The following is a 23,672-nucleotide window of genomic DNA, read 5'->3' as shown; positions in this document are numbered from 1 at the left end:
CTTGTTGCTCTGCCCAATGTTTATTTAGAATAATGGAGCAGGTAACAAATTTGCACACCCCCTTTGTTGCGAATTCTTCTTATTAAACGTTCTTGTAGCGTTTAATAAGAAGAGCCTATTTTCACCCATATAAAAAACCCTTGCTGATGATTCTCAACAAGGGCGAGGATATGATTGGGTGATTAACCACCAATGATTTTTTCTGCTACTTCGAAAGAACCCGCTACATTTTCAGTTAAAACAGCCGCAGCGACCGCTAAACCTACAACGAATAATACTTTTAATCCTGTTTTCATCTTATATCAACCCCATTCTTTTCATATGTAAATCCGCTTCTAAACTTTTATTCAAGTAAAAAACAGACTGCTCATAAAGTGCTTGCTTTTCACAATACTTTGCAGCAAAGTGAGAAAGCTCTTTCACTTCATGATATTCATTCTTTTCTTCTAACTTTCTTAATTTCTCATTAATTAGCTGAAATCTTTGTGGCACATTCGTTAAGTAAAGATCATGTACGATGCCTATTTTGAGCTGAAACACTTCATGAGAAGCTTCTTTCATTCGGGCATATGCAGCCTCTATATACTGGCTTGCACGCTGCTTTTCACCAATGACACAGAGTTCCCGGCTGATCAGATACGTAGAATGGAAAAAGAAATCTGAATCATAATACTCTTGATGAGACATTGCTTTTTCAAGATGTCGTATAGATTCTTTCGGTTTATTCCAAAATGAATATAAAATGGCCACATTATGGTGGTGCTGAGCCAGCATAAAATCATCCTGTTCGCTAGTCAACACTTCTTCCGCTAAACGATAATTCTCAAGCGCTTCTTCGTACCTGCCAATCTCTGTAAGGTTGGCTGCAATAAGAGAATATGAAAGTGCAGTTCTTCTTTCATAGTGCTTGTGACGTTTATAGACGTGTAGAGCCCTACGAATATAACTTAATGAAAGCATAATATGACTCAGGCGATAGTAAAGCCACGCGACCTTAAAATCGAAATCAGCGCGTTCGATTTCACTTGGAATTTTATCTAAGAGCTTTTCCGCACTTTGATACATCTGTAATGCAACCTCATAATTCCCCTGATGCTGTTCATACACACCCTCATAAAAATCAAAATAATAAGCAAGGCGATTAGACAAATCATCATCTTTTTTCCCATAATGGCCTTCTATACTTTTCGTTGAAACATTGCCTTTTTGCCCTCTTAAATTGTACATCAGAATATGATGCCTTTTCTCTAGAAGAGAATAATACATGAGGATGTCAGCATCATCAATTTCCTCTACTGCCTGTTTCGCTTTAGCAAATAGCCGTTCTGCCTCATCTGCATGATCTTTTTTGATTTCCATGTTCCAGTCATTTAATAGTGATGCCAATTCCGCCACAGGAACTTTGCTCATTCTACACCCCCAATCACCTTCAGCTACACCACATGATTTCACTAAATATGGAACTTCTATTAGCAATTGCTAATTCGTCCATTTGACATCATTTTAATATGAATCACTTGAATCTTCAATAACTGATTCCTTTGTTATTGCGTTTCTTTCTCCTAGTCAATGATGTATACACTAAAAATTCCGTCTTTTTTCTATTAAAGGACACGGTTGAATTGAAAAAAAAGCCCTTATTGGGCTTTTTGGATTTATTCCAATCTGATAATGGTTAATGCCGCTCCAACAGATCCCCCGCCAAGTAATACTACGGTTGCGACTAAACCGAATATTTGAAGAGAAATTTGATTCCCTGCTGCAAGTGTTGTAATGAGAGATACATTGTAGGTAGATGTAGATAAAGCAGGTGTTAAAATAGACCCTGCTATGGGTGTTCCGTTGTTAATCACCCTTGTTCCTGCCAGAAGTGCAGCGCTTGTATTTACTTGATACGTGATAAAATACCGCCCTGAAACAGGTACAGTAAACACCGTATTACCACCACTTACGGTAAATCCATCTAAACTTTGGTTATTAGGCAGCGTCACTGCCGTTCCGCCTAAAACAACCAGCACCGTACTTCCCGACGTATTGGATGCGTACATCGAGTTAGTTGTTAAACTAGTACCGGTTGGACCTGTGACTCCAGTTGTGCCCGTTACTCCTGTTGAACCCGTGGCTCCCGTTGGACCAGTTACTCCTGTTGAACCTGTGGCTCCAGTTGGACCCGTTGCACCGGTTGGACCTGTGACTCCAGTTGTGCCCGTGGCTCCAGTTGCACCGGTTACTCCTGTTGAACCTGTGGCTCCCGTTGGACCCGTTGCACCGGTTGGACCTGTGACTCCAGTTGTGCCCGTTGCACCGGTTGGACCTGTGGCTCCCGTTGGGCCAGTTACTCCTGTTGAACCCGTGGCTCCCGTTGGACCAGTTACTCCTGTTGAACCTGTGGATCCCGTTGGACCCGTTGGACCCGTCGAGCCGGTTGCGCCGGTTACTCCTGTTGAACCCGTGGCTCCAGTTGCACCGGTTACTCCTGTTGAACCTGTGGCTCCCGTTGGACCTGTGTCACCTGTTGTGCCCGTTGCACCGGTTGGACCTGTGGCTCCCGTTGGGCCAGTTACTCCTGTTGAACCCGTGGCTCCAGTTGGACCAGTTACTCCTGTTGAGCCGGTTGGACCGGTTACTCCCGTTGAACCCGTGGCTCCAGTTGCACCGGTTACTCCTGTTGAACCCGTGGCTCCAGTCGGGCCGGTTATTCCTCCACACATATTAAGTTGGGCGCACATGTCTCTCACTACTTTCAAACTGTGGAATCTTCAAGACATACACACTAATACTGATAATTGAGAGAAAACGAAACGACAATACTTCCAGTCGAGGTTCCACCAGTAGCTAAAATCCCAATCGAGTTCAGATCACTGAGCGTAATGGATCGACTCTCTCCTGGCGGTACCGTGAAATCAGGAACAGCTGTACCGTTTACCTCTAAAGCCACAGTAGGTGCTACAGCCACAATCCCATTGTTTTCCACCATGATGGTTCCGTTTATGACATAAGGTGTTCCATCTGTCCAGACGACAACTGCATCAGCTGCTGCTGCTAAATCAAGTGTGAAGCATACTGCATCATTTACAAAGCCCGCTTGTTCATTACTACATCCGCCTAAAATAGCCATTTTAACCCTCCTTCAACCTAGTCTTGATAGACTATGATCCATTGATATTGGATGATTGTGCGATTATCACAGCTTCAAAGCTTTATTTTTCTTCTTTGCACCATGTTGATTTGCATGTCTAATCGTGCTTGCACATTTTCAGTTGATGGAGATTTCAAGATAAATTTCACATCTTTCACAGTAATCGCACGACTTTCTCCTTTTTGGACAAGAAGATCATAACAAAATGTACCAGTGTGAATCCTAATTGCGACTGGTACATCCTGATGATCTTGATGATGCAACACAACAGTTGCCGTATTGAGAAATTTTGTTCCATTCCGCCATACTTCCACCGAACTGGGCGTTGTGGAAAAACAAAGAAAGATGTGGTGAGATTCTATGTTTTTTAAAATAAGCGCATCATATACAGGAAGCCCTACTTCAATGATTCCACATAAAAAAGAAAGATCTACAAGAATTTTCGAACTGGATCGATACAAAACTTTTTGACAGCATGTTGATCTATTGCAGCACGGTACAAGAAGTTCCAACACCACACAATTCTGCTTTTCATTGATAGAGCTCAAAGAAAAATAGCAAGTCTTAAACACACTTCTTTCAAAAAACACCCATGAGTAAAAAGGTTCCCCATCTTCCATGGTGAGCAAAAAGGGAGAACTCATCGAACGTTTGTGAGTAAAGCCTTCTAATTTTGTTTGATTGTTTATCTCTTTTAGTTTACTCATCAACAGGTTTGTCACTTACAATCAGCCCAATTCCATGCTGTATACATAACTATATGGTCTTTTATCATATGTGCCTTTGACTATTTTGTGCGATTGGATTAGATGATGAGCATAGCTTTTCATTTTTCAAGTTTCTCTATATAATATGAACAAGAACTTTCCGTGCCTCAGTAGCTCTAGAAGGGAAGAGCGCCGTAAAACAATTGTAGCTGGCGGGTCGCAAGGCAAGGGTTTCAGAAGCACCGAAAAGCAAATGAGCTGAGACAGGTGAAACTCCTGTCGGTGAAATTCCGTAGGGAAGCGTGTTGCCCCCTAGCCTATGCTTACGAAAGGAGTGCGGGTTCGAATCCCGTCTGAGGCTTGATGAATATGGAGGATGAAAACAATGCAGGTTTTTAAAGAATATGTAAGTAACATCAGTCATCCAGAGCTGAAACAGCGCATGCAAGACATCTTACAATGGATATCAGACACATTCCCTCAATTAGAGCCAAGAATTGCTTGGAATCAGCCCATGTTCACAGATCATGGCACATTTATTATTGGATTTAGCGTCGCAAAACACCACATTTCTGTCGCACCAGAAGGAAAAGGGATTGATCACTTTTCAGCAGATATTGTACAAGCTGGTTATGACCATGGAAAAAAGATGTTTCGGATGAAGGAAAGCTTACCGATTGACTATCCTCTGTTAAAAAAAATCATCGAATTTAACATTGAAGACAAAGCAGATTGTTCCACATTTTGGCGAAAATAATAAACACCCCGATCTGATGTCATAACAGATTGGGGTGTTTTTTCGTGGACTTACATATTATTTGATTCTCTCTCCTGTCCATTTCTGCTCCACCCATTCATAGCACGACAGAAGCACACTAACGCCCTTTTGGAATAGCGGCAAATAAACAACCGTTACTGCCGTTAAATAAGCGATCACAGCACCTGCCAACACATCAAATGGATAATGAACACCTACCCAAATCCTTGAAAACCCTACAGCGCAGGCAATGAAAAGCCAATAAATACGACGCTTGTGGAAAAGCCAAAAGACTATACAAATGGAAAAAATAAAAATGGTGTGATCACTCGGAAAAGAGTTGTTCACTTCCTTTTCGATTAAAAGATTGACTTGATTCAATTCTGCAAAGGGCTGCTGATTGGAATAAAAGAGCCCAGCGACTTTCCCTAACATCTCTGCCAAGATAAAGGTCAACCCAGCAGATATCATCATCCATCTGTTTCTTCTGCTCCGATTTTGAAACCACATGATCAAAAACATGATCGCAATGAACATCACTGAATATTCAGCCAATCCAATAAGAACTGGATTTAAGACATCGTGATTCATACTAAGTTGATTAATCGACCGAAATACCCGTTCATTAAACTCCTGCATCTCATTTCATTCCTTTTGCTTCGTTTAGGAAAAGGATAAATGAAAAAAGAAGACCGTGACATCGATCGAGCGAACAAAATAAAGGGATCATCTCACATTTTTGTCACTTCGTTGTCATCCGGATACAAAGAAACAAAGCACTATTTAGAATGAAACTGCTCCCATTCTTTTTTCAGCAAAGCATATTGATAGGTGTTGTCATATTTAGGGGTGCCATCCTCATTTGTAGTAAATGAAACAAACTCTAGAAAGAGGCCTTCTTTCCTCATGCCTAAACGCTCACATAATGTTTGAGATCGATCATTGTCATCTTCTACATATGCATATAAGCGCCTTGCTCCTTGATTGACAAATAGATATGACAAGAGAGCTTCTGCACTTTCACGGGCATATCCCTTCCCTTCATATAACGCATGAAAATTCCAGCCAATTGAATACGTGTCAGGCTCATCTTTTAAATGAAACAGTTCACCGATAATCAACTGACTTTCTTTTAAACAAATCGCCATATAAGAGTGATCTGCTTTTCTTTTTTACACCTTAGCGACCGCTTCTTCTAATGTAGAGATTTGATCATCCAGAAAACAATTTACTCTTGGATGCAAGCATTCCAGGTGCATCTTCATCACGAAATGGTCTAAGAATTAACCGTTTTGTTTCTATTTTATCCATAAGGGTCTCCTTACTATTTCTTCTTTATCTTTCACTATTTTAGATGTCATGGACTGTTTTTGATCATTTGATCGCATGGACGTATCCATTTTTAAACTCCAAGCGCTTTTTGTAATGAAATAATGTCATCAAAACTGATATAATAGAACATAAGTTTGTATTTTATTGAAAAGGGATGACTTGAAATGATCAAAACGGTAGAAGGCAATATTTTAGACGCAGAAGAAGATATCATCTGTCACCAAGTGAATTGTAAGGGTGTCATGGGAGCAGGATTAGCAAAGCAAAGCAAATCAAAAGCAAATACCCAAATGTGTATAAAGACTATAAACGTTTATGTGCAGAACAAGGAGATGACTTATTAAGCTCCGTCCAGCTCATCACAACAAACGATGGAAAAACCATTGCCAACTTATTCGCTCAAGTTGGATACGGAAGAAAAACAAAACAAACAGATGACGACGCATTACGTAGCTGCTTTGAACATCTAAAACAGACAGTAACAAACCCAAATGAAGAGAACTCCCTTCATTCTATCGCCATTCCTTATGGGATCGGCTGCGGCTTGGCAGGTGGCGATTGGACGGTTGTTCGAGAGATGATGGAAGAGGTCCTTGGTGAGTGTGAAGTGACGGTTTATCGGTTTAAATAAGTAAAATGAGAAATTATTATGAAACAAATATTACAAAAACCCTCCTTAATTGATATGGAGGGTCATTTGCTATTTTCTATTTTCTTCTTTATTTTTCAAATAATCTAGCACAGCTTCTTTATCTTCCTCATCTTCAGGTAGAAATCCGAACGTTTCGTATTCCCAAACAGCTATTCTTTGATCACCATCAATACCTAATGAGAAAATATCTTCATACCCATATTCAATCGAGAATTTACCTGAATGCTCCATCTCAAGCGTGAGATTAGTCCATGAACCATAATTATTTTTTTCATAAAATGTTTTTAACTGTCTAAATAATCGTGTTAATTCAACTAAAAAATCCATATATATTGATCTACTGATATTAAATAATTTAGGTATATTGTGCCCGTAAATAAACTCCTTATCACCCTTTTTTCTAAAGTAAAAAGTTATTTCTGCTTCGTGTTTGACCACTTCCGTATACATTCGTATTTTTTCCCATTCAACTGGAATGTTATCATGAATAAGTTCAGCTATTTTTTGATAGATAGAATCTATTGTTATGTTTTCCATATTATTCACCCTCCGATTTTATTTTCAATAATTAGATACTTTTCTTTTCCTTCTATGCTATAAAACACACCAAACTCAGAGGGTCTAATTGAATCATTTAAATATTTCGGCTCAATTATAACTTCTACACGCTTTGGGGGATCAGATGCTAATGCTTTTCTCCATTTCTGTTCCACCTCATACCATTTCCCGCCACTACGATTAATCTGCGAATTCATCGGCACCAGATTATCAATATCACCAGAACCTTTGAAAATAGTCGCAATTAAATGACCACCATCATCATCCAGCAATCGATCCGGCTTTCCTGAATTGGATTGAGCATATTGGTTTCTTTTCATCTCTCCATATTTTAAATCACTTGCTTCGACTTTGACAATGCGGCCATAGTGATCTGTTGTGTAGGTGTAACCTTGTTTGGTTGAATAGACAACATTAGGCTTTAGCACTTTTTTACGTTTCCATCTCACATAATGATCTCCGTAACTGACAACGGTCGGTGGTGATTTGGGTGCTGGTAATCTTCTGCCTGTCTTAGAGATTCCGTATCCTGAGTTGTTGTCTAGACGCTTTGCCATGGAGAGGAGTTTATTTTTGAGATTTTCTCCGTCAAACACGTTATAAGGGAGTTTCCCTCCACCTGCTAGTTGAAACTTTGGTGAATATGGCAATAGATTCGGAATAGAGACTCTATCTAATGATTTTGCCCCTTGTTCAAGCCCTTTCTTCACTGTTGTTTTGGCAGCTGTTGTGCCTGTTTTTGTGATGGCTCCTGCACCTTTAGAACCAAAGACAATTTCTGCAAGTGAACCAGTCGCATAGGCGAACCAGTGTGACCGCGAATACGCGTCACCATTTATGACTTCTTTTTGGAATGAGTCTGAAATCGATTTTCCAATCGCTTTCGACGTTTCAATTGGATGAGAAACAGCCGTTACGACCGATTCAACGGCACCTCCAGGATCTGTCACAAGATCGTAGATACCAACTACTGTATCTTTTGCTACATCATATAGACCCACTGCAGCACCTTTTACACTATCAACGAATACCTCCGATGCTTCTTCCTGCGCTTTGATCTGGAGAAGCTGACTGTAATACAATTTTTGATCGTAAGAAAGATTTTCATATCCAATTTCGTCTACAATCTCAAAGTATTTCTCTACTGATATACACGAAGGATCATTGAGCTTTTCCTTCAATTCTTTGATTCTTCGTTTCTCTTTTTCTTCTTTTTTCACTTTTAAGTAAGCTTTCACCTGTGCATCAATTTTATCATGATTCTTGTACACATCTGTCTCGTGAAATGCTTTTGCATCATAATACATGGGCTGAGCGTTCTTACCTTTTCCTGTAGCAGCCATCATTTTTGTATAAAAAGTAGCAAGATGTTTCTCAATGGCTTCTGATTTTTCGTATTCTGTTTTTAGAACATGATCTAATGTATGTATAGCCTCAATTGCATCTTTTCTTTTTTTGTTCGCATCATCTAAATGCTCGTCTACTTTTTTGCTGGAAAATGTCTGTAATTCAATCAAATCACTAATATCGTCAAAAATCGTTGATAGAGCTTCTTTTTGTTCCTTGACCATATCTTTATTGTTCTGAATGCCTTGCTTCAATTGAGCATCTAGGAAGTGTTCATCAATAAATGTACTCCCGCCTAATGATTCATCATCCAGCTTTCCTTTCACTCCATCTAAAAAAGCCTTTTGCATATCGATAAAATCAAGATAAGTGTCTGTGTATAGTACAAGATCATTATAAAAAGCTTTGATATTATCTGCACCTTTTCCAGTAAACTCATCACCTAATCCCGATACACCTTTTAATGCTTTTTTCACAAGTTTCATCTCTTCTTGAAGCTCATGATAGGCCTTTGACCTCTGTTCGACAGCTGAAAGTAAAGATGGAGCATCTAATATTTTCATATAAAAAAGACTCCTTTATGGCATATTCTTTTACCAGAATACCATAAGGAGCCTGACACTTTAATCCACTTTATCGTTTTTTAACCAATTAACCTCCAGAGCTACCTCTTGATGCAACTGTTTGGACATCTTCATGTAGAGGTTGAGTCAAACCGTTTGTAAAGAAAAGTGTACCTAGAGCTACCACAGCTAGTGAAAATGTAATAAAAACCGACTTCTTCAATTAATTCACTCCTTTTCCTACATACTGGCTTGCGAGTAAGGCTCTTTTATAGTAATTTAATGACTGTTTCAGCAAGCCTCTCCCCTCTAAATATTTCGCCACATCAACCAGAATCTCCTCTAAATCAACCCATACTCTTTTCTCTTCAAGCTCTAAACACAGATTGTTTATATTGTTCAATTGAGATTGATTTTTTTCATACAATAGTTCTTTTAACAATTTAAATTTTATTTGAAAAACGTTATGGTTGACTTGTTCTGATAAAGAAATGCCTAGATCAATCCATTCAATCGCGTCATTACTTTTACTGGAGATTTCTATTCTAGAAAGTTCATATAAACATCTCATCTTCAATAAATCTTGATTTTCGATCTCTTTATAACTCAACGTGCGCCTAAATAGTGCTGATGCTTCTTCTAAATTTTCTTTTTTGCTTTCTAGAAAACCCATATTGTAATATAGATGAATGATTAAATGATTGTCATTAATACTTTCGATCATATTCTCAGCTTCACTAAAAAGAGCTCTTGCTTTATCATATTCAAATTGATCAATTAAGTTTAACGCATGTAGCATCCTACAGTTAATCTGTCTTTTGATATATGTTTCATGCGCATTAAATGTGTCACACGCAATTTGTGCATGATATTTTGATAAAAAGGTCATTTTCAAATCATAAAATAGAACTGCGATTTTATAATGAAATTCAGCTTTTTCTATTTCATCATCAACATAAGCCAACTTTTTTTCAGCTATTCTGAAGTAACTTAATGCCTTATCATAATCTTGCAAGTAGTCATGATAGATCCCATTATAAAAGTAGAAGTAATATGACATGAGTTTATTTGTTTTTTCTTCTTTTTCGTCTGGAGCATTCCGCTGAAAGAATGGCTTATCTAAATTTCTGCTAATATTCTGAAGTTTCAGCTTAAGCCTAAAGCTCAAAAGTTGATAGTACAAAAGAATATCTTGATTTTCTTCCATTAAATCAATTGCCCTGTCTATGTCATCTTGCATTTCTATAGCTGCCGATAAATCCCCTTTTTGTATCGCAAGATTCCAAGTGTTTAACATGTTCCCTACCTCCTGAGAGGCAATTAATCCTGACATTCCTTTACCCCCTTCTAAACAAATCCCTAGTATAATTCTAACACGCATTTTACAACATATGTAAAGTGAATCTGCTCATAATAGAAATTTTCGGTATCCCGCAAATATGATAATAATTGAATGGTATGCAATTATAAGAGTTGGTTAAAAGAGAGAGTAGCCAGAAAGGACTTGATACTTATTTCTTTTATTGACCACCTTCATTTTTTAAAAAGAAATTCACAAAATATTGTTTTGAAATTGATATAAAAAGACCTGACTGAGTTTCAGCCAGGTTCACGAAGGGGTCAATCTAAATTATATTATAATGAAATCAAAACAGATAATTAAACATCCGTTCTCATTCACTCTTTGAAAATTCAACCTATACAGTATACTCTACATGCTCTAATTTTACCTTAATCTAAAAAATCAATATTAACAGCGAAATTTCCAGCTGTTACAGTTATCTGAGGAATTTTAGTTTTTTCAAAAATGTCTACAATTTCAAATAATGTCTTTTTTATAATATCGTTACTTGGCATTGTATATACTCTTAATATAAGGATTGTTTCAATGCTTCTAGCTACTTCAAAAAGAACGTCTTCATCTTTAACAGATTCAATGTAACTTTTTATTCTTTTAAAGAACCACTCTACTTCTTCTAAATCTTGTAACGGATATTTAGTAATTTGATGAATATCGGCTGGATTAGCTGCTTCTTTCTCTAAGATCGCTTCAAGTTCTGCTTTAGTTATATATTCCTCCTCTTCTTCTTCGTATTCACCCTCTGCTGCTTCCTCATCAACACTGTACTCAGCTGTATAAAGCCCCTCAATGAATTCATCAAAGGAATCTGCTAACTTAAAGTCTTCTTCCATCTCAACATCAAAATAATGAATTGCAGGATTCTCTTTCGTCTTTCGATAATCCATCGCTACCCAAGTATGGCCATCGCCGTTAATCAAAACAAGCCCTTCTGGCAGCTCCCACTCTTTTATTAAGTAGGCACTATCCATAATTCCTTCACCTTCGGCGATACCCATCAGGTGATTAAATTGAATATGATCCTCAGCCCATGAATTAGAGTAAGTGGTTGGAAAAGCATTATGAACGGTATAACCACCATTCTGTTTTAATATGAGCTTTTTATATGTATCTGGTAAAATGACTCCAAGTTTCTTTTCAGCTTTAGCTATTTCTGCTTCGTTGATCTTTTTTAACGTATAGTAACCTTCCTCGTCTATTTCCCAAAATGATTTCAAGGTGATGCCTCCTAGTAAAATATGCACATAAGTATACCACCTTGATGAGTATATTTGACAATTTAATCAAAATAAAAGAAGAATATTTGTTACTTAGTCATTCACGCTGTCTATTTTTGTCGAAACGATAGTAAAAAGAAGGTACTTCATGTAAAATTTCCTTTGCACCTAAAAATCAGGAGGATCCAATATGAAGAAATTATCTATATTCATTTTTATTTGTTTAATGATGCTAACAGCTTGCAGTAGCGCAGCATCAAATGAAAAACAGCTCACGACAGCCAATATTATTGAAGCTTTTAAAAGTGCTGGGCTTGAAGCAGAAAAACCATCTGATCTTAAACAAAAAGAGTTTGGAAATATAAGAGAAGAAGGAAAAAGAATTCTCGTTCCTTCCTTAGGTGAAAATGCTGGTGGACGGATTTTTAAATTTGGAAATGAAACTGATTTACAGCAGGCGAAATCTTATTATGATGAGTTAGGCAATGCTGGATCTATGTTCTTCTCTCACACCTATTCAAAAGGAAACTTTTTATTACAAATGAACGGTGAAATGAAAGATGCTGAATTTGAAAAGTATAAGAAAGTAATGGATGAGGAAATAAAATAATTTCATATATTTTTAAAAGAAGGAAGGTCAATAAATGTCATCATTTTGGCTGCTAACAGTTATCCTTACGATTGTTATATTGGGTGTTTCTTTGATCTTTAAAAGAAAGAATGCACCTTTACAGTATGGAATACCATCGATTCTCATTCTCATCAGTATTATCTTATTATTAATAAGTTTTTTCGTAGGAAAGTGGGAAGGTTTAGGACTGGGTGCAATCAGTATATCTTTACTGATTGCATCTGTGATCACCTTAATTATTAATAGTACCTTGAGTTATTTTAGTCATAAATAACATAGAGCCACTTCTGCATAAGAAGTGGCTCTTTCGATTATAAAAATATACTAATTAAAATAAAAACACCCTCAAAAAACACCCTGAAGCCAATGGCTCCAAGGGGTTTTCTTTATTAATACTGAGACATATACTGATCGCGTTCCCATGGGTGTACTTGGGTGCGGAACATATCCCATTCGATTTCTTTTGATTCGATGAAGTGCTCGAATAAGTGATCGCCTAGTGCGTTGATCATGACTTCGTTTGACTTGAGCAGCTCAAGTGCTTCTGCAAGTGTTGCAGGTAAGTCAGCGATGCCGTTTTCAAGGCGCTCTTCTTTGTCCATGACATAGATGTTTCTGTCGATTGGCGCTGGTGCGTCTAGTTTGTTTTTGATTCCGTCTAGACCTGCTGCAAGTAATACGCTTAGTGCAAGGTATGGGTTTGCAGATGGGTCTACACTGCGTACTTCTACACGTGTGCTAATGCCGCGTGATGCTGGAATACGAATCAATGGGCTGCGGTTTTGTGCACTCCATGCTACGTAGCAAGGTGCTTCATAGCCAGGAACAAGACGTTTGTAAGAGTTCACTGTTGGGTTTGTGACCGCTGTGAAGCTTGTTGCGTGCTTCACAATACCTGCGATAAAGTGTCTAGCCGTCTCGCTTAATTGTAAGTCTGCTTTCTCATCAAAGAATGCGTTTTTACCATTTTTAAATAAAGATAGGTTACAGTGCATACCAGATCCGTTTACACCGAACAATGGTTTTGGCATGAATGTCGCATGAAGACCGTGCTTTCTAGCGATTGTTTTCACAACAAGCTTGAACGTTTGAATGTCATCACAAGAACGGATGGCGCCTGCATATTTGAAATCAATTTCATGCTGACCAGGTGCTACTTCGTGGTGAGAAGCTTCAATTTCAAAGCCCATTTCTTCAAGCTCAAGCACGATGTCACGGCGGCAGTTTTCACCTAAATCTGTTGGTGCAAGGTCAAAATATCCACCTTTATCGTTTAGTTCGAGCGTTGGCTCGCCTTTTTCGTCTAATTTAAATAAGAAGAATTCTGGCTCAGGTCCAAGGTTGAAATCACTAAATCCTAGTTCTTCCATTTCCTTCAAGATACGCTTTAAGTTGTTACGAGGGTCTCCATCAAATGGTGTTCCGTCTGGCTTATAAATGTCACAAATAAAGCGTGCAACTTTACCTTTTTCTGCTGTCCAAGGGAAAATAACAAACGTGTTTAGATCTGGATATAGGTACATATCTGATTCTTCGATACGTACAAACCCTTCAATAGATGAACCATCAAACATACATTTGTTATCGAGAGCTTTTTCTAACTGGCTCACAGGAATCTCAACATTTTTAATTGTTCCGAGAATGTCTGTAAATTGCAGACGGATGTACTTTACGTTTTCCTCATTTACTAATTTTACGATATCTTCTCTTGTGTACTTTGCCATTTCGTAAAACTCCTCCCCTACAAAAGGTAAAATGTGTATAGCAATGCTTTTGCTAATTGGTTAACGGAAGAACCTTGACATATCCCCCTGCCTAAAGGTCGTTCCTTGTTGGAAACGTCCAGCCTGAATGAGTTCCTTCTTCAGTAGCTTCCTGAGTTCATCATCTGTCAAGTTGTGCTTCGCTGTGGTTTTCTCCTCTGTCTTTGTTTCAGACGATGGATTTTCTGCCTCAGCTTTGGCAAAAAGTTTTTTGATTCCTGCCATGTTTACACCTTGTTCGATGAGGTTTTTGATTTCTAGTAATTTATCAACATCATGGAAAGAAAATAATCGGCGATTCCCATCACTTCTCGCTGGAAATACTAAACCATTTTCCTCATAATAGCGAATTTGTCTTGCAGATAATTCTGTTAGCTGCATGACAATCCCAATTGGGAATAAAGGCATTGAGCGGCGAATGTTATCACTCATCTCAACTGTCTCCTCCTCTTTGCTTAAATTTATTATATGTCATGTTATATTATGTGTCAACGAAATGTTAGGAATATTAACATGGATTTTTTTATCGAGCAGGCACATCAATAAAACCTTGCTCTAGTAAGGCATCTACAGCACTGCAAATGGCATTTTTTACATGGGCGTACGTGAGACCACCCTGAACATAGGCTGTGTAAGGCGGTCTAATCGGACCATCAGCTGATAATTCAATGCTGGCTCCTTGGACAAATGTGCCCGCTGCCATAATAACATCGTCCTCGTATCCCGGCATATAGCTTGCATGCGGTGTGACATGACTGTTAATCGGTGATGCATATTGAATCGCCTGACAAAATGCAATCATTTTTTTAGGGTCTCCAAATTCTACAGATTGAATCAAGTCGGTTCTTTTCGCATTCCACGCCGGGTTTGTTTGGAACCCGAGTTTTTCAAGAAAACGCGCTGTAAACACGGCGCCTTTTAAACTTTGTGCAACAACATGCGGTGCTAAGAAAAATCCTTGATACATTTCCTGAAGCGCATACAGCGATGCACCCGCTTCACTGCCGATGCCTGGAGATGTCATTCGATAAGAGCAAGCTTCTACCCATTTTTCTTTTCCAACAATGTAGCCGCCCGTTTTGGCAAGGCCGCCGCCTGGGTTTTTAATGAGCGAACCTGCCATAAGGTCTGCACCCACATGACACGGCTCTTGTAATTCAGTAAATTCACCATAACAGTTGTCAACAAATACAATGATGTCCTCATTGATGTCTTTCACAAATGAAATCATTTGTTCAATTTCTTCTATTGTAAAGGATGGTCTTGACGCATAACCTTTAGAACGCTGAATTCCGATGACTTTTGTTTTTGGGGAAATAGATTCTTTGACTTTGTCGAAATCGACAGATCCATCTTGACGCAAATCAATGGCTTTGTAATCGATCTGAAAATCTTTTAATGAGCCTGTCCCTTCTTTGCCGCGAATCCCGACAATCTCTTCTAGGGTATCGTAAGGTTTCCCCGTCATGTAGATCAATTCATCACCAGGTCTTAGCACACCAAATAAGGCGATGGAAATGGCATGTGTTCCAGAAATAATCTGCGGGCGTACAAGACCGCTTTCCCCTCCAAATACATCCGCATAGATCTTTTCTAACGTGTCTCTTCCCATATCATCGTAGCCATAACCAGTTGTCGGGTTAAAATGAGAGTCGCTGACTTTATGTTTCCGGTAGCTTTCAAGAACCCGCCACTCATTTTGTTCACTCTTTCGATCAATTTGCTGATGTATTTGTGAAATGTCTTGTTCTGCTTCTGCTGCTATTTTTTCTAAAATGGTGCCATGTTTTAAAGTGTGAAACATCGTGATTTAATTCCTTTCCTACAACATATACTTCTTGATTTGTCCTAATATGGTTTGCTCCTCACCACTAAATCCAGTGATGTCATAAAGCTCTGCTTCCTTTTGAAATTCCAGTGATTCCACCAAGGTTTCTGACTTTAAGGCAGATATGAGTTTTCCTTCATATGCCGGAATTCTTACATGATATGGCTTTAAAAAATCTTTTTTCAGTTCAGCCATGATATCCGTTTTTAACCGCTTCACATCTTCCTCGCGCCTAGCACTGATTAAAATGTGGCGCTGCTTTGAGGAAGGGATAAAATCCGGCCGGATTTGGTCTTTTTTGTTATAGACAGTCAGCATCGGAATACGGTCAGCTTCTAATTCTTCTAAAAGCTTATGAACCGTTCGTTCATGCCCTTCATAATCCTCATTCGAAGAATCGATCACATGAAGCAAATAGTCTGCTTCTTTTACTTCTTCAAGAGTGGAACGAAATGCTGCAATCAGTGTGGTTGGAAGGTCTTGAATAAAACCAACTGTATCGGAAATCAGTACACTGTAGCCAGATTCAAGTGTCATTTTACGCGTCATTGGGTCAAGTGTAGCAAACAGCAAATCTTCTTCATGGCTATCCGCTTCTGTTAACTGGTTAAACAATGTTGATTTCCCGGCATTTGTGTACCCAACAATAGCGATTTGGAATACGCCATTTTTCTTCCGTCGTTCCCGGTATCTCGTGCGATGTTCTTTGACTGCAGACAGTTGTCCGTGAATTTCGTGTATGCGGTTTCGAATATGACGCCTGTCTGTTTCAAGTTTTGTTTCACCTGGACCTCTTGCGCCAATTCCGCCGCCTTGTCTTGAAAGGCTGATCCCTTGTCCACTTAGTCTTGGCAAGGCATACTGAAGCTGGGCAAGCTCTATTTGCAGCTTCCCCTCTCTTGTACGGGCTCTTTTGGCAAAGATGTCTAGAATCAATTGCGTACGGTCAATAATTTTCACATCTAAGGCAGTCGCCAAAGCTTTTAACTGGCTAGGCGAAAGCTCGTCGTTAAAAATAATAACGTCACAGTCTAACTCGTCGGAAAGCACTTCAAGCTCTTCCACTTTCCCTTTCCCGATGTAAGTCGCGCTGTCTTGTCTATTTCTTTTTTGCGTCATGATGCTGACAGCTTCACCGCCAGCTGTTTTGGTTAAGGAAGCTAATTCTTCCATAGAATATTGAAAGCGTTCATCCGTTATATGCGGCAGTTGACAGCCGACAAGGATCGCTTTTTCGATCATTTCATGTTCATTCAACGTCAGTTGTTTCCTTTCTGTACTTAAGTTTCAGTAGTACCATCATACCAAACACACCACACGTATACCACCATTCGGAAGGTTTAATTTCTTGTCTCTTTACAAAAAGGATACGCCATTTCAAGAAGGCGTATCCTCTTTCATTTGCAGATCATGGCTTTTAATCGTAAGTAAGTCTTTTTTATCATAATGATCCACAAGAAGCAGCCTCATCGCCTGAGTTCGAATCGCTTTTTCAATGGTGTTTCGCACAAAACGGCCGTTGCTGAATTTAGCAGGACTCGTTGTGCTCTTGATGTGCATTAAATAGTCTCGCAGTTTCCATTCTGCCTCTTGGGTAAAGACATATTCCCGATCGGCCATCATCCGTTTTGCAATATCCATCAGCTGATCGACCGTATAATCAGGGAAGTTGATATTGATCGGAAATCTCGATTGCAGACCAGGATTTAGAGAAAGAAAATGATCCATTTCCTTGGAGTATCCAGCTAAGATGAGAATGAATTCATGCTGCTTATCCTCCATATGTTTTACAAGGGTATCAATGGCTTCTTTCCCGAAATCCTTCTCTCCTCCGCGGGCAAGAGAATAGGCTTCATCGATGAACAAAATGCCGCCTAGTGATTTTTTAATCAAATCTCTTGTTTTTTGAGCTGTATGTCCAATGTATTCTCCAACCAGATCTCCTCGTTCCGCTTCAATTAAGTGCCCCTTTGAAAGAACATTCATTTCAAAGAAAAGCTTCCCGACAAGCCGTGCAACCGTTGTTTTCCCTGTGCCAGGATTTCCTTTAAACATCATATGAAGCGCTTGTTTTCCTACCTTTAATCCTTGTTCTTGTCTTTTTTGATTGACAAAAATCCAAGCATAAATTTCTTTTATGTTTCGTTTCATTTCATCCATCCCGACAAGGCTGTTCATTTCTCGTTCTATTTCTCGTAAGATGCTGTGTTTGGCCTCATTTTTTTGCAAGGCCTCTAGGTATTCTGCCTCTGAATCTGCATCAACCAATACTTGCTTCTGTCCATTAAGTATAATGTTGATTTGGCCGTTATTTTTATATGTGACAGCTCGCTCCAACGTATTCACCTCTCGCTCTTCTCTCTTTAATCTATTCGGGTGGAGCTGTAATCGTGACAATCGCCCGCACTAGCATCTGTTTACTGTCAAAATGACCCGAGATACCGGTTATTGTAGGGGATTGTGCGGTTTCCCAGGAAATGATGTGCTATTTCCATTGTATTCATCCATTTCGGGCGGACAAACCAACAATTTGTTTTTTCTTAGAAAAATGGCGCTTTTTCATCACAAATTGTGCAGAAAAGAGTCTCAATGATTTCCGCATTTTGTACAGGCAATTTTTCTATTTCCTCATAAAATAAAGACGAGGTGATGAATAGATGGTGAAAATTTTTATTGATCCTGGCCACGGAGGAACAGATTCTGGAGCTGCTGCTAATGGACTTTTGGAGAAAAATATCACACTGCAAATTGCGCTTTTTCTGAGAGATATGTTGATTAGTGAATATGATGGGGTTTCCGTCCGCTTAAGTCGTTCAATTGACCAATCCGTCACGTTATCCCAGCGTACGAATGCGGCAAACAGCTGGGGAGCTGACTATTTCGTGTCTATTCATATTAATGCTGGCGGAGGCACAGGTTTTGAAAGTTATGTGTACCCTGGCGTTTCAGCACCAACCACCACGTATCGCAATGCCCTTCATGATGAGATTGTCCGCTCCGTTGATTTTGCCGACCGCGGCAAGAAAACGGCGAACTTCCACGTTCTGCGGGAAACTTCTATGTCTGCCATTTTAACTGAAAACGGTTTCATTGATACGGTAGCTGATGCAAATAAGCTCCGTAACGCTACTTTCCTTCAAGGGATCGCTCGTGCTCATGCCACTGGATTAGAAAAAGCCCTTCAATTGAAAAAAAAAGCAAGTAACCTATATAAAGTGCAAGCAGGGGCTTTCAAGGTCAAAGCCAATGCGGATGAACTAGCAGCTACACTCAAATCCAAAGGATTTGAAGCGCTGGTCGTACTGGATAGCGGCATGTACCGAGTCCAAGCTGGCGCTTTCCGTTCAAAGCAAAATGCAGATGACCTCGTCTCTCGATTAAAGCAGGCCGGTCACGACGCATTCGTTTTTCAATAATCTAAAAAACAAACCGGCTCAAGTCATCTTTAGAGCCGGTTTGTTGTCTATCCAATTATGCTAAAATGTTCACGACAAATTGAGACCATGTTTCAAGACGATCGAAGTACTCAGGCTTTTTCAAATCTGTTACTTTCATCCATTTTCCTGAGATTTGATCTGTTTCTTTTACTTCTACATGAGCACCCGGCGATAATTCAAGGGCTGATAACAGTCCGATGTGCACACGGCCGACACTGTTGTCATCATCATTAATGAGTCCAAGGGTTTTCATCTCAAGTTTGTCTTCTTCTTGAATCGAAAGTTCCTCGTCCAGTTCACGATCGGTATTTTCTTTTAGAATCTCAGCAAATTTTTTTCCTTCAATGAAATTCATATGACCCCCAAAGCCAAGAGATAACTTATGATGTAAGCGCGTCTCTCCCCCACCTTGAAGTCTTTCATATACATACACTTCGTCCTCACGCTTAATCACGACATAAGGTATCGGCTGTTTGAAGTCAGGATTTTCTTCTGCATCGCCTCTTCGCATCTGCTCGAAGTGCTCTTCGATCTCTTTCATAATGGTGCTGATTGTTTTCTCTTCACTATTCACACCATTAAACGCAAGTGTTTCGTTTTGGAACACGCGTGCGCGCGGTGCAACTAAAATCATTTCGTCCATTTTTCCCATGTTCGGTAACCTCCAGTATGTAACACATTGTTAGAAATGGCAAAAAGCCAAAACGAGTGATGCGTTTTGACTTTTGCGTTTTAATTATGATTCATCTCCAAAGAAGAAATCGTCATCTTTTAACGGCTCAACTGTTGCCTTTTTGTAGCCGTTCCCTTTCATTGAGAAGAAGTCATGTGACTTTGTTTTTGTATTGAGTCCGTTCAATACAATTGGGTTGATCTCTTCTTCTTCAAAGTAAGGGGCAAATCCAAGGTTCATTAACGCTTTATTGGCATTGTAACGAATGAACTTTTTCACATCATGCGATAAATTGACTTGGTCATAAATATCCTCAGTGTAATGAAGTTCATTTTCATAAAGCTCATTAAGCAGATCGATAGAGAAATCATAAAGCTCTTTTTGCACGTCAGGTGTTTGTTTGTTGTAAATTTCTTGTGCTAATAATCCAACATACACACCGTGAATCGCTTCATCGCGCAAAATCAAGTTAATGATTTCACCACTTTGCATGAGCTTTCCTTGACCATAGAAATATAGCGGGTAGTAAAAGCCGCTATAGAATAGGAAGCTTTCTAAATACACTGAAGCAACCATTGCTTTAAATAATGAAATCGGGTCATCCTTTTGAATGGAACGGTACAGACCTACAATCATATCTGCTTTCTTTTGCAAGAATTTATTTTTCTTGACCCATTCAAATACTTCACTAATCGTTTCAGTCGGTGCAAGTGTCATGAAGATATTTGAGTATGATTTTGCATGCACTGCATTTTCCATCATGGCCATAAAGTTTAACACGGCTTTACGCTGATGACCGTCCACATGTTCAGCCACTATCGGCATTCCTGTATTTCCTTGTTCTGTATCAAGTAACGTCAGTCCAGCCAGTACCTTCATGTACGTATCCTGCTCTTTTTCACCTAAATATTTCCATGTTAAGAGATCCCCGTTTAAGGAAATCTCTTCTGGAAGCCAGAATTGCTTGACGTTTTGGTTGTAAAACATTTGTGTAAAATCGTCTTCGTGTTTTGACCAGTTGGCTGCATCATAAATTTTTGTCACGTTAAACTCTCCTTTAATCAAACAACACAAGAAAGACAGCCTTCCTGCCCTGTATCCTTCGTTCTTGCATAATAAAGTGTCTTAATGCCTTTATGGTGTGCATAAAGATCGATGCGGTTTAAGTCACGCGTTGTCATCGTATCTTTTAGGAATAATGTAAAGCTGATTCCTTGATCGACGTGCTGCTGAATGGTTGCGATCATATCGACCACTTTAAACATGTCCATATCGTATGCTTCTTTATAGAAGAACCAGTTTTGTGCTGAAAGTCCTGGCATTGGATAATACGTTTTGCTGTTTCCGTATGTTCTTTCTTCGATACGTTCCATAATTGGCATCACAGACGCTGTTGCCGATTGAACATACGAAATAGAACCTGTTGGCGCAATACATAATCGATAGCTATGATACATGCCATTTTCCGCTACAAAATCTTTGAGTGCTGCCCAGTCTTCTTTTGTTGGAATGTGCATCCCTTCAAATAGCGCAGCAGCTTTTTCTGTTTTTGGAGTGAAATCATTTTCTACGTATTTATTGAAGTACTCACCTGTTGCATAACCAGAGCCCTCATAACGGTGGAATGTTTCCCCTTTTTCTTTTGCAAGCTCACTTGAACGCTTAATGGAGTAATAGTTCACCATCATAAAGAACGTATTAGCGAAATCTCTTGCTTCTTCACTTTCATAAGCGATTTGGTTTTGAGCTAAATACCCGTGAAGGTTCATCGCACCAAGTCCAATTGACTTCATCGCTTTGTTCGCTTTTCTAACAGCTGGTGCATTGCGGATATCTGTTGTTTCAGACACAAGTGTGAGTGAGTCCGTTGCAAGCTTGACTGTTTTTTCAATGGATTTGTTTTTCATCACGTTCATGATATTTAAAGAACCAAGGTTACAAGAAATATCAAGTCCGATCTCATCATCTTGATCATAGTCCGTGTAAGAAGAGACTTCTGAAGCTTGAAGTACTTCTGAGCAAAGGTTTGAGAATTTCACGCGTGAAATATGGTTCAGAGCGTGCTCTCTATTCACATTATCTTGGAACATGATATATGGATAGCCTGATTCTGAGCGCAGAACAGCTAATTTTTCAAGAAGTTTTCTCGGATTGACTTTTTCTTTTTTGACTTTCGGGTTTTCTACAAGCTCGTCATACATTTCTTCCATATCCATCTCATCAAGATGCTGTCCATAAGCTTTATAAACTGTATGAGGATAGAATGTGTAAGCTGTTTTATCTTCTCTAGCAAGCTCGATAAATTTATCTGGGATGACGACACCGATCGAAAGTGTTTTTACACGAACATCTTCATCCGCAGAGATTTTTTTCGTATCTAAGAAATCATTAATATCTCTGTGGAAAATATTCAGGTAGGCACTGCCTGAACCTTGTCTTTGTCCCATTTGATCTGCATATCGGAATGCATTATCAAGAAGTTTCATGACGCCTACGACACCTTTGGTCGCATTTTCAACATCTTTGATTGCTTCACCTTTCGCACGAAGCTTTGAAAGGTTCAAGCTGACGCCGCCGCCTAATTTAGACAGCTGCATGGAAATATCAATGGCTCTTGAGATATCGTTTAATGAGTCATTCACTTCAAGCAAGAAGCAGCTCACCAGCTCACCACGTCTTTTACGGCCTGCGTTTAAGAATGTTGGTGTACTTGGCTGATACTCTTGGTTGATCATCAGTTCCACAAACTCGAGTGCTTTCTTTTTGTCTCCGCCCGCAAAGAAAAGAGCCACAACTGAAATGCGGTCTTCATAGCGTTCAAGGATTTTCTTTTTGTCATTTGTTTTCAGTGCATAGTCATTGTAAAACTTAAACGCACTCATAAATGATGGGAATCTAAATTTCTTGGCATATGCAGCTTCAAATACTTCTTTAATATCTGACATGCTGTATTGTCTTAAAAATTCTTCCTCATAGTAGTCGTTTTCTATTAAGTAATCAATCTTCTCTTCTAGATTATGAAAGAAGACCGTGTTTTGATTAATATAATCTACGAAATAACTATGTACAGCTTCTTTGTCCTTGTCGAACTGAAACTTTCCTTCTTTTTGAATCATAATCTCGTTATTTAATTGTATCCACTTTGGAACCTGATTTTGTGACAATTCTTTCTACCTCCTGTGTAAACAATTCAACATCCCTTTTTGTTCCGCTTAGTTCAAAGGTGTGCAAAATAGGAACTTGATATTGTTTAGAAATCGTATCGGCGCTTTTGGCAAAGTTATCTCCCCACACTTTGTTCCCACTCACCGCTACACCTAGTAAAAGGTGCGCATTTTTCTCTAAAAATGACTGAGTGGTACCAGGGACTTGTCCAAATCCTGTCGTAAAGGTGACGAGAATAAACGGCGTATCCAAAAACTCTTCTCCAGTCAATTTTCGTTTGTCTGTAAAAGGGGTCTTGTCCAAAAAGCGTTGAACATTTCCTGTTTTTGAATCAAATACGATTTGAATCAATTCCATCACGACCTAGTTTTTAGTATTGTTGATCATTTCGTTATTCACTATATATAGTATACTATGTTTTTTCAAAACACAATATATAGATACTCGAAACGAAAAAAATCAACCAACCCGGCCGAACATTCATAGCCGAACTCGTACGTTCAAATAAATAGAGCAGAGCAGGTTCTAAAAATAGACTGCCCT

23 protein-coding genes and 2 pseudogenes are annotated in these 23,672 nt (G+C 39.1%); 5 read left to right on the top strand and 20 right to left on the bottom strand.

The window, feature by feature from the left end:
- Positions 1-297 precede the first annotated feature (297 nt).
- The 4 genes from NST73_RS09000 to NST73_RS08985 form a co-directional block, all read right to left on the bottom strand.
- Entirely contained in the window at positions 298-1,410 is a 1,113-nt protein-coding gene (locus NST73_RS09000) for a tetratricopeptide repeat protein (RefSeq protein ID WP_342499527.1), read from the bottom strand.
- 245 nt (positions 1,411-1,655) lie between these two features.
- Entirely contained in the window at positions 1,656-2,729 is a 1,074-nt protein-coding gene (locus NST73_RS08995; protein WP_342499526.1) for a collagen-like protein, read from the bottom strand.
- A 44-nt stretch (positions 2,730-2,773) separates the two neighbouring features.
- Positions 2,774-3,118 carry an S-Ena type endospore appendage gene (locus tag NST73_RS08990; RefSeq protein WP_008343952.1) on the bottom strand — a complete coding sequence of 115 codons (345 nt, stop codon included), beginning with the start codon at positions 3,116-3,118 and terminating at the stop codon, positions 2,774-2,776.
- A 74-nt stretch (positions 3,119-3,192) separates the two neighbouring features.
- Entirely contained in the window at positions 3,193-3,846 is a 654-nt protein-coding gene (locus NST73_RS08985; protein ID WP_096881450.1) for a CotZ-related putative spore coat protein, read from the bottom strand.
- Positions 3,847-4,231: 385 nt separating this feature from the next.
- Between NST73_RS08985 and NST73_RS08980 the strand changes: the two genes are divergently transcribed.
- Complete coding sequence (locus tag NST73_RS08980) at positions 4,232-4,603, top strand: iron chaperone (protein WP_024720418.1); 372 nt, start codon at positions 4,232-4,234, stop codon at positions 4,601-4,603.
- Positions 4,604-4,660: 57 nt separating this feature from the next.
- Here NST73_RS08980 and NST73_RS08975 read toward each other — a convergent pair whose 3' ends face one another.
- Both NST73_RS08975 and NST73_RS08970 read right to left on the bottom strand, forming a co-directional pair.
- Positions 4,661-5,242 carry an undecaprenyl-diphosphatase gene (locus tag NST73_RS08975; protein WP_342499525.1) on the bottom strand — a complete coding sequence of 194 codons (582 nt, stop codon included), beginning with the start codon at positions 5,240-5,242 and terminating at the stop codon, positions 4,661-4,663.
- A 140-nt stretch (positions 5,243-5,382) separates the two neighbouring features.
- A pseudogene (locus NST73_RS08970) lies at positions 5,383-5,914 on the bottom strand (GNAT family N-acetyltransferase).
- 185 nt (positions 5,915-6,099) lie between these two features.
- On the opposite strand from NST73_RS08970, the pseudogene NST73_RS08965 reads away from it, so the two are divergent.
- Positions 6,100-6,566 (top strand): annotated as a pseudogene (locus tag NST73_RS08965) (macro domain-containing protein).
- Positions 6,567-6,635: 69 nt separating this feature from the next.
- Here NST73_RS08965 and NST73_RS08960 read toward each other — a convergent pair.
- From NST73_RS08960 to NST73_RS08940, 5 genes are all read right to left on the bottom strand, one after another.
- Entirely contained in the window at positions 6,636-7,124 is a 489-nt protein-coding gene (locus tag NST73_RS08960; protein WP_144665464.1) for an immunity protein YezG family protein, read from the bottom strand.
- A gap of 5 nt (positions 7,125-7,129) precedes the next feature.
- Positions 7,130-9,055, bottom strand: coding sequence for a T7SS effector LXG polymorphic toxin (locus tag NST73_RS08955; protein WP_144665462.1), 1,926 nt, complete (start codon positions 9,053-9,055; stop codon positions 7,130-7,132).
- A gap of 88 nt (positions 9,056-9,143) precedes the next feature.
- Positions 9,144-9,278, bottom strand: coding sequence for a hypothetical protein (locus NST73_RS08950; protein WP_259254329.1), 135 nt, complete (start codon positions 9,276-9,278; stop codon positions 9,144-9,146).
- The gene (locus NST73_RS08945) at positions 9,279-10,388 is read right to left on the bottom strand and encodes a RapH N-terminal domain-containing protein (RefSeq protein ID WP_039166523.1); all 1,110 of its coding nucleotides are present in this window, start codon (positions 10,386-10,388) and stop codon (positions 9,279-9,281) included.
- Positions 10,389-10,786: 398 nt separating this feature from the next.
- Entirely contained in the window at positions 10,787-11,632 is an 846-nt protein-coding gene (locus NST73_RS08940; RefSeq protein WP_284725267.1) for an SMI1/KNR4 family protein, read from the bottom strand.
- Positions 11,633-11,822: 190 nt separating this feature from the next.
- Here NST73_RS08940 and NST73_RS08935 point away from each other — a divergent pair, with 190 nt between their 5' ends.
- Positions 11,823-12,242, top strand: a complete 420-nt coding sequence (locus NST73_RS08935) for a hypothetical protein (protein ID WP_024720408.1) — start codon at positions 11,823-11,825, stop codon at positions 12,240-12,242.
- 34 nt (positions 12,243-12,276) lie between these two features.
- Positions 12,277-12,537, top strand: a complete 261-nt coding sequence (locus NST73_RS08930; RefSeq protein WP_024720407.1) for a YesK family protein — start codon at positions 12,277-12,279, stop codon at positions 12,535-12,537.
- Between the two features lie 115 nt (positions 12,538-12,652).
- Here NST73_RS08930 and glnA read toward each other — a convergent pair whose 3' ends face one another.
- The 5 genes from glnA to spoVK all read right to left on the bottom strand — a co-directional run bounded on the left by glnA (position 12,653) and on the right by spoVK (position 18,191).
- A complete protein-coding gene (gene glnA, locus NST73_RS08925) occupies positions 12,653-13,987 on the bottom strand; it encodes a type I glutamate--ammonia ligase (protein ID WP_007499421.1) in 1,335 nt (444 codons plus the stop codon).
- 60 nt (positions 13,988-14,047) lie between these two features.
- Positions 14,048-14,458 carry a MerR family transcriptional regulator gene (locus tag NST73_RS08920; protein WP_007499423.1) on the bottom strand — a complete coding sequence of 137 codons (411 nt, stop codon included), beginning with the start codon at positions 14,456-14,458 and terminating at the stop codon, positions 14,048-14,050.
- A 91-nt stretch (positions 14,459-14,549) separates the two neighbouring features.
- Positions 14,550-15,830, bottom strand: coding sequence for an aminotransferase class I/II-fold pyridoxal phosphate-dependent enzyme (locus NST73_RS08915; RefSeq protein WP_342499524.1), 1,281 nt, complete (start codon positions 15,828-15,830; stop codon positions 14,550-14,552).
- Positions 15,831-15,848: 18 nt separating this feature from the next.
- On the bottom strand, positions 15,849-17,111 hold the full coding sequence (hflX, locus tag NST73_RS08910) for a GTPase HflX (RefSeq protein ID WP_342499523.1): 1,263 nt from the start codon (positions 17,109-17,111) through the stop codon (positions 15,849-15,851).
- A 120-nt stretch (positions 17,112-17,231) separates the two neighbouring features.
- Positions 17,232-18,191, bottom strand: coding sequence for a stage V sporulation protein K (spoVK, locus tag NST73_RS08905; protein ID WP_008344008.1), 960 nt, complete (start codon positions 18,189-18,191; stop codon positions 17,232-17,234).
- Between the two features lie 320 nt (positions 18,192-18,511).
- On the opposite strand from spoVK, the gene NST73_RS08900 reads away from it, so the two are divergent.
- Positions 18,512-19,270 (top strand): N-acetylmuramoyl-L-alanine amidase, encoded by a 759-nt coding sequence (locus NST73_RS08900; protein ID WP_138278542.1) that lies wholly within the window; start codon positions 18,512-18,514, stop codon positions 19,268-19,270.
- Between the two features lie 55 nt (positions 19,271-19,325).
- Here the strand turns inward: NST73_RS08900 and NST73_RS08895 are convergent, their stop codons facing one another.
- The 4 genes from NST73_RS08895 to nrdI all read right to left on the bottom strand — a co-directional run bounded on the left by NST73_RS08895 (position 19,326) and on the right by nrdI (position 23,480).
- The gene (locus NST73_RS08895; protein WP_007499431.1) at positions 19,326-19,943 is read right to left on the bottom strand and encodes a hypothetical protein; all 618 of its coding nucleotides are present in this window, start codon (positions 19,941-19,943) and stop codon (positions 19,326-19,328) included.
- An 84-nt stretch (positions 19,944-20,027) separates the two neighbouring features.
- The gene (gene nrdF / locus NST73_RS08890) at positions 20,028-21,008 is read right to left on the bottom strand and encodes a class 1b ribonucleoside-diphosphate reductase subunit beta (protein ID WP_024720404.1); all 981 of its coding nucleotides are present in this window, start codon (positions 21,006-21,008) and stop codon (positions 20,028-20,030) included.
- Positions 21,009-21,025: 17 nt separating this feature from the next.
- Positions 21,026-23,128, bottom strand: a complete 2,103-nt coding sequence (gene nrdE, locus NST73_RS08885) for a class 1b ribonucleoside-diphosphate reductase subunit alpha (protein ID WP_017359033.1) — start codon at positions 23,126-23,128, stop codon at positions 21,026-21,028.
- Positions 23,088-23,480 carry a class Ib ribonucleoside-diphosphate reductase assembly flavoprotein NrdI gene (nrdI, locus tag NST73_RS08880; protein ID WP_017359034.1) on the bottom strand — a complete coding sequence of 131 codons (393 nt, stop codon included), beginning with the start codon at positions 23,478-23,480 and terminating at the stop codon, positions 23,088-23,090. Before nrdI ends, nrdE begins: the two co-directional genes overlap by 41 nt.
- Between the last annotated feature and the right edge of the window lie 192 nt (positions 23,481-23,672).

This window comes from Bacillus sp. FSL W7-1034 (assembly GCF_038593365.1).
GTDB classification, from domain to species: Bacteria; Bacillota; Bacilli; order Bacillales; family Bacillaceae; genus Bacillus; species Bacillus altitudinis.
Note: the sequence above shows the minus strand (reverse complement) of the source record. Positions and strands in the feature narration are given on the sequence as shown.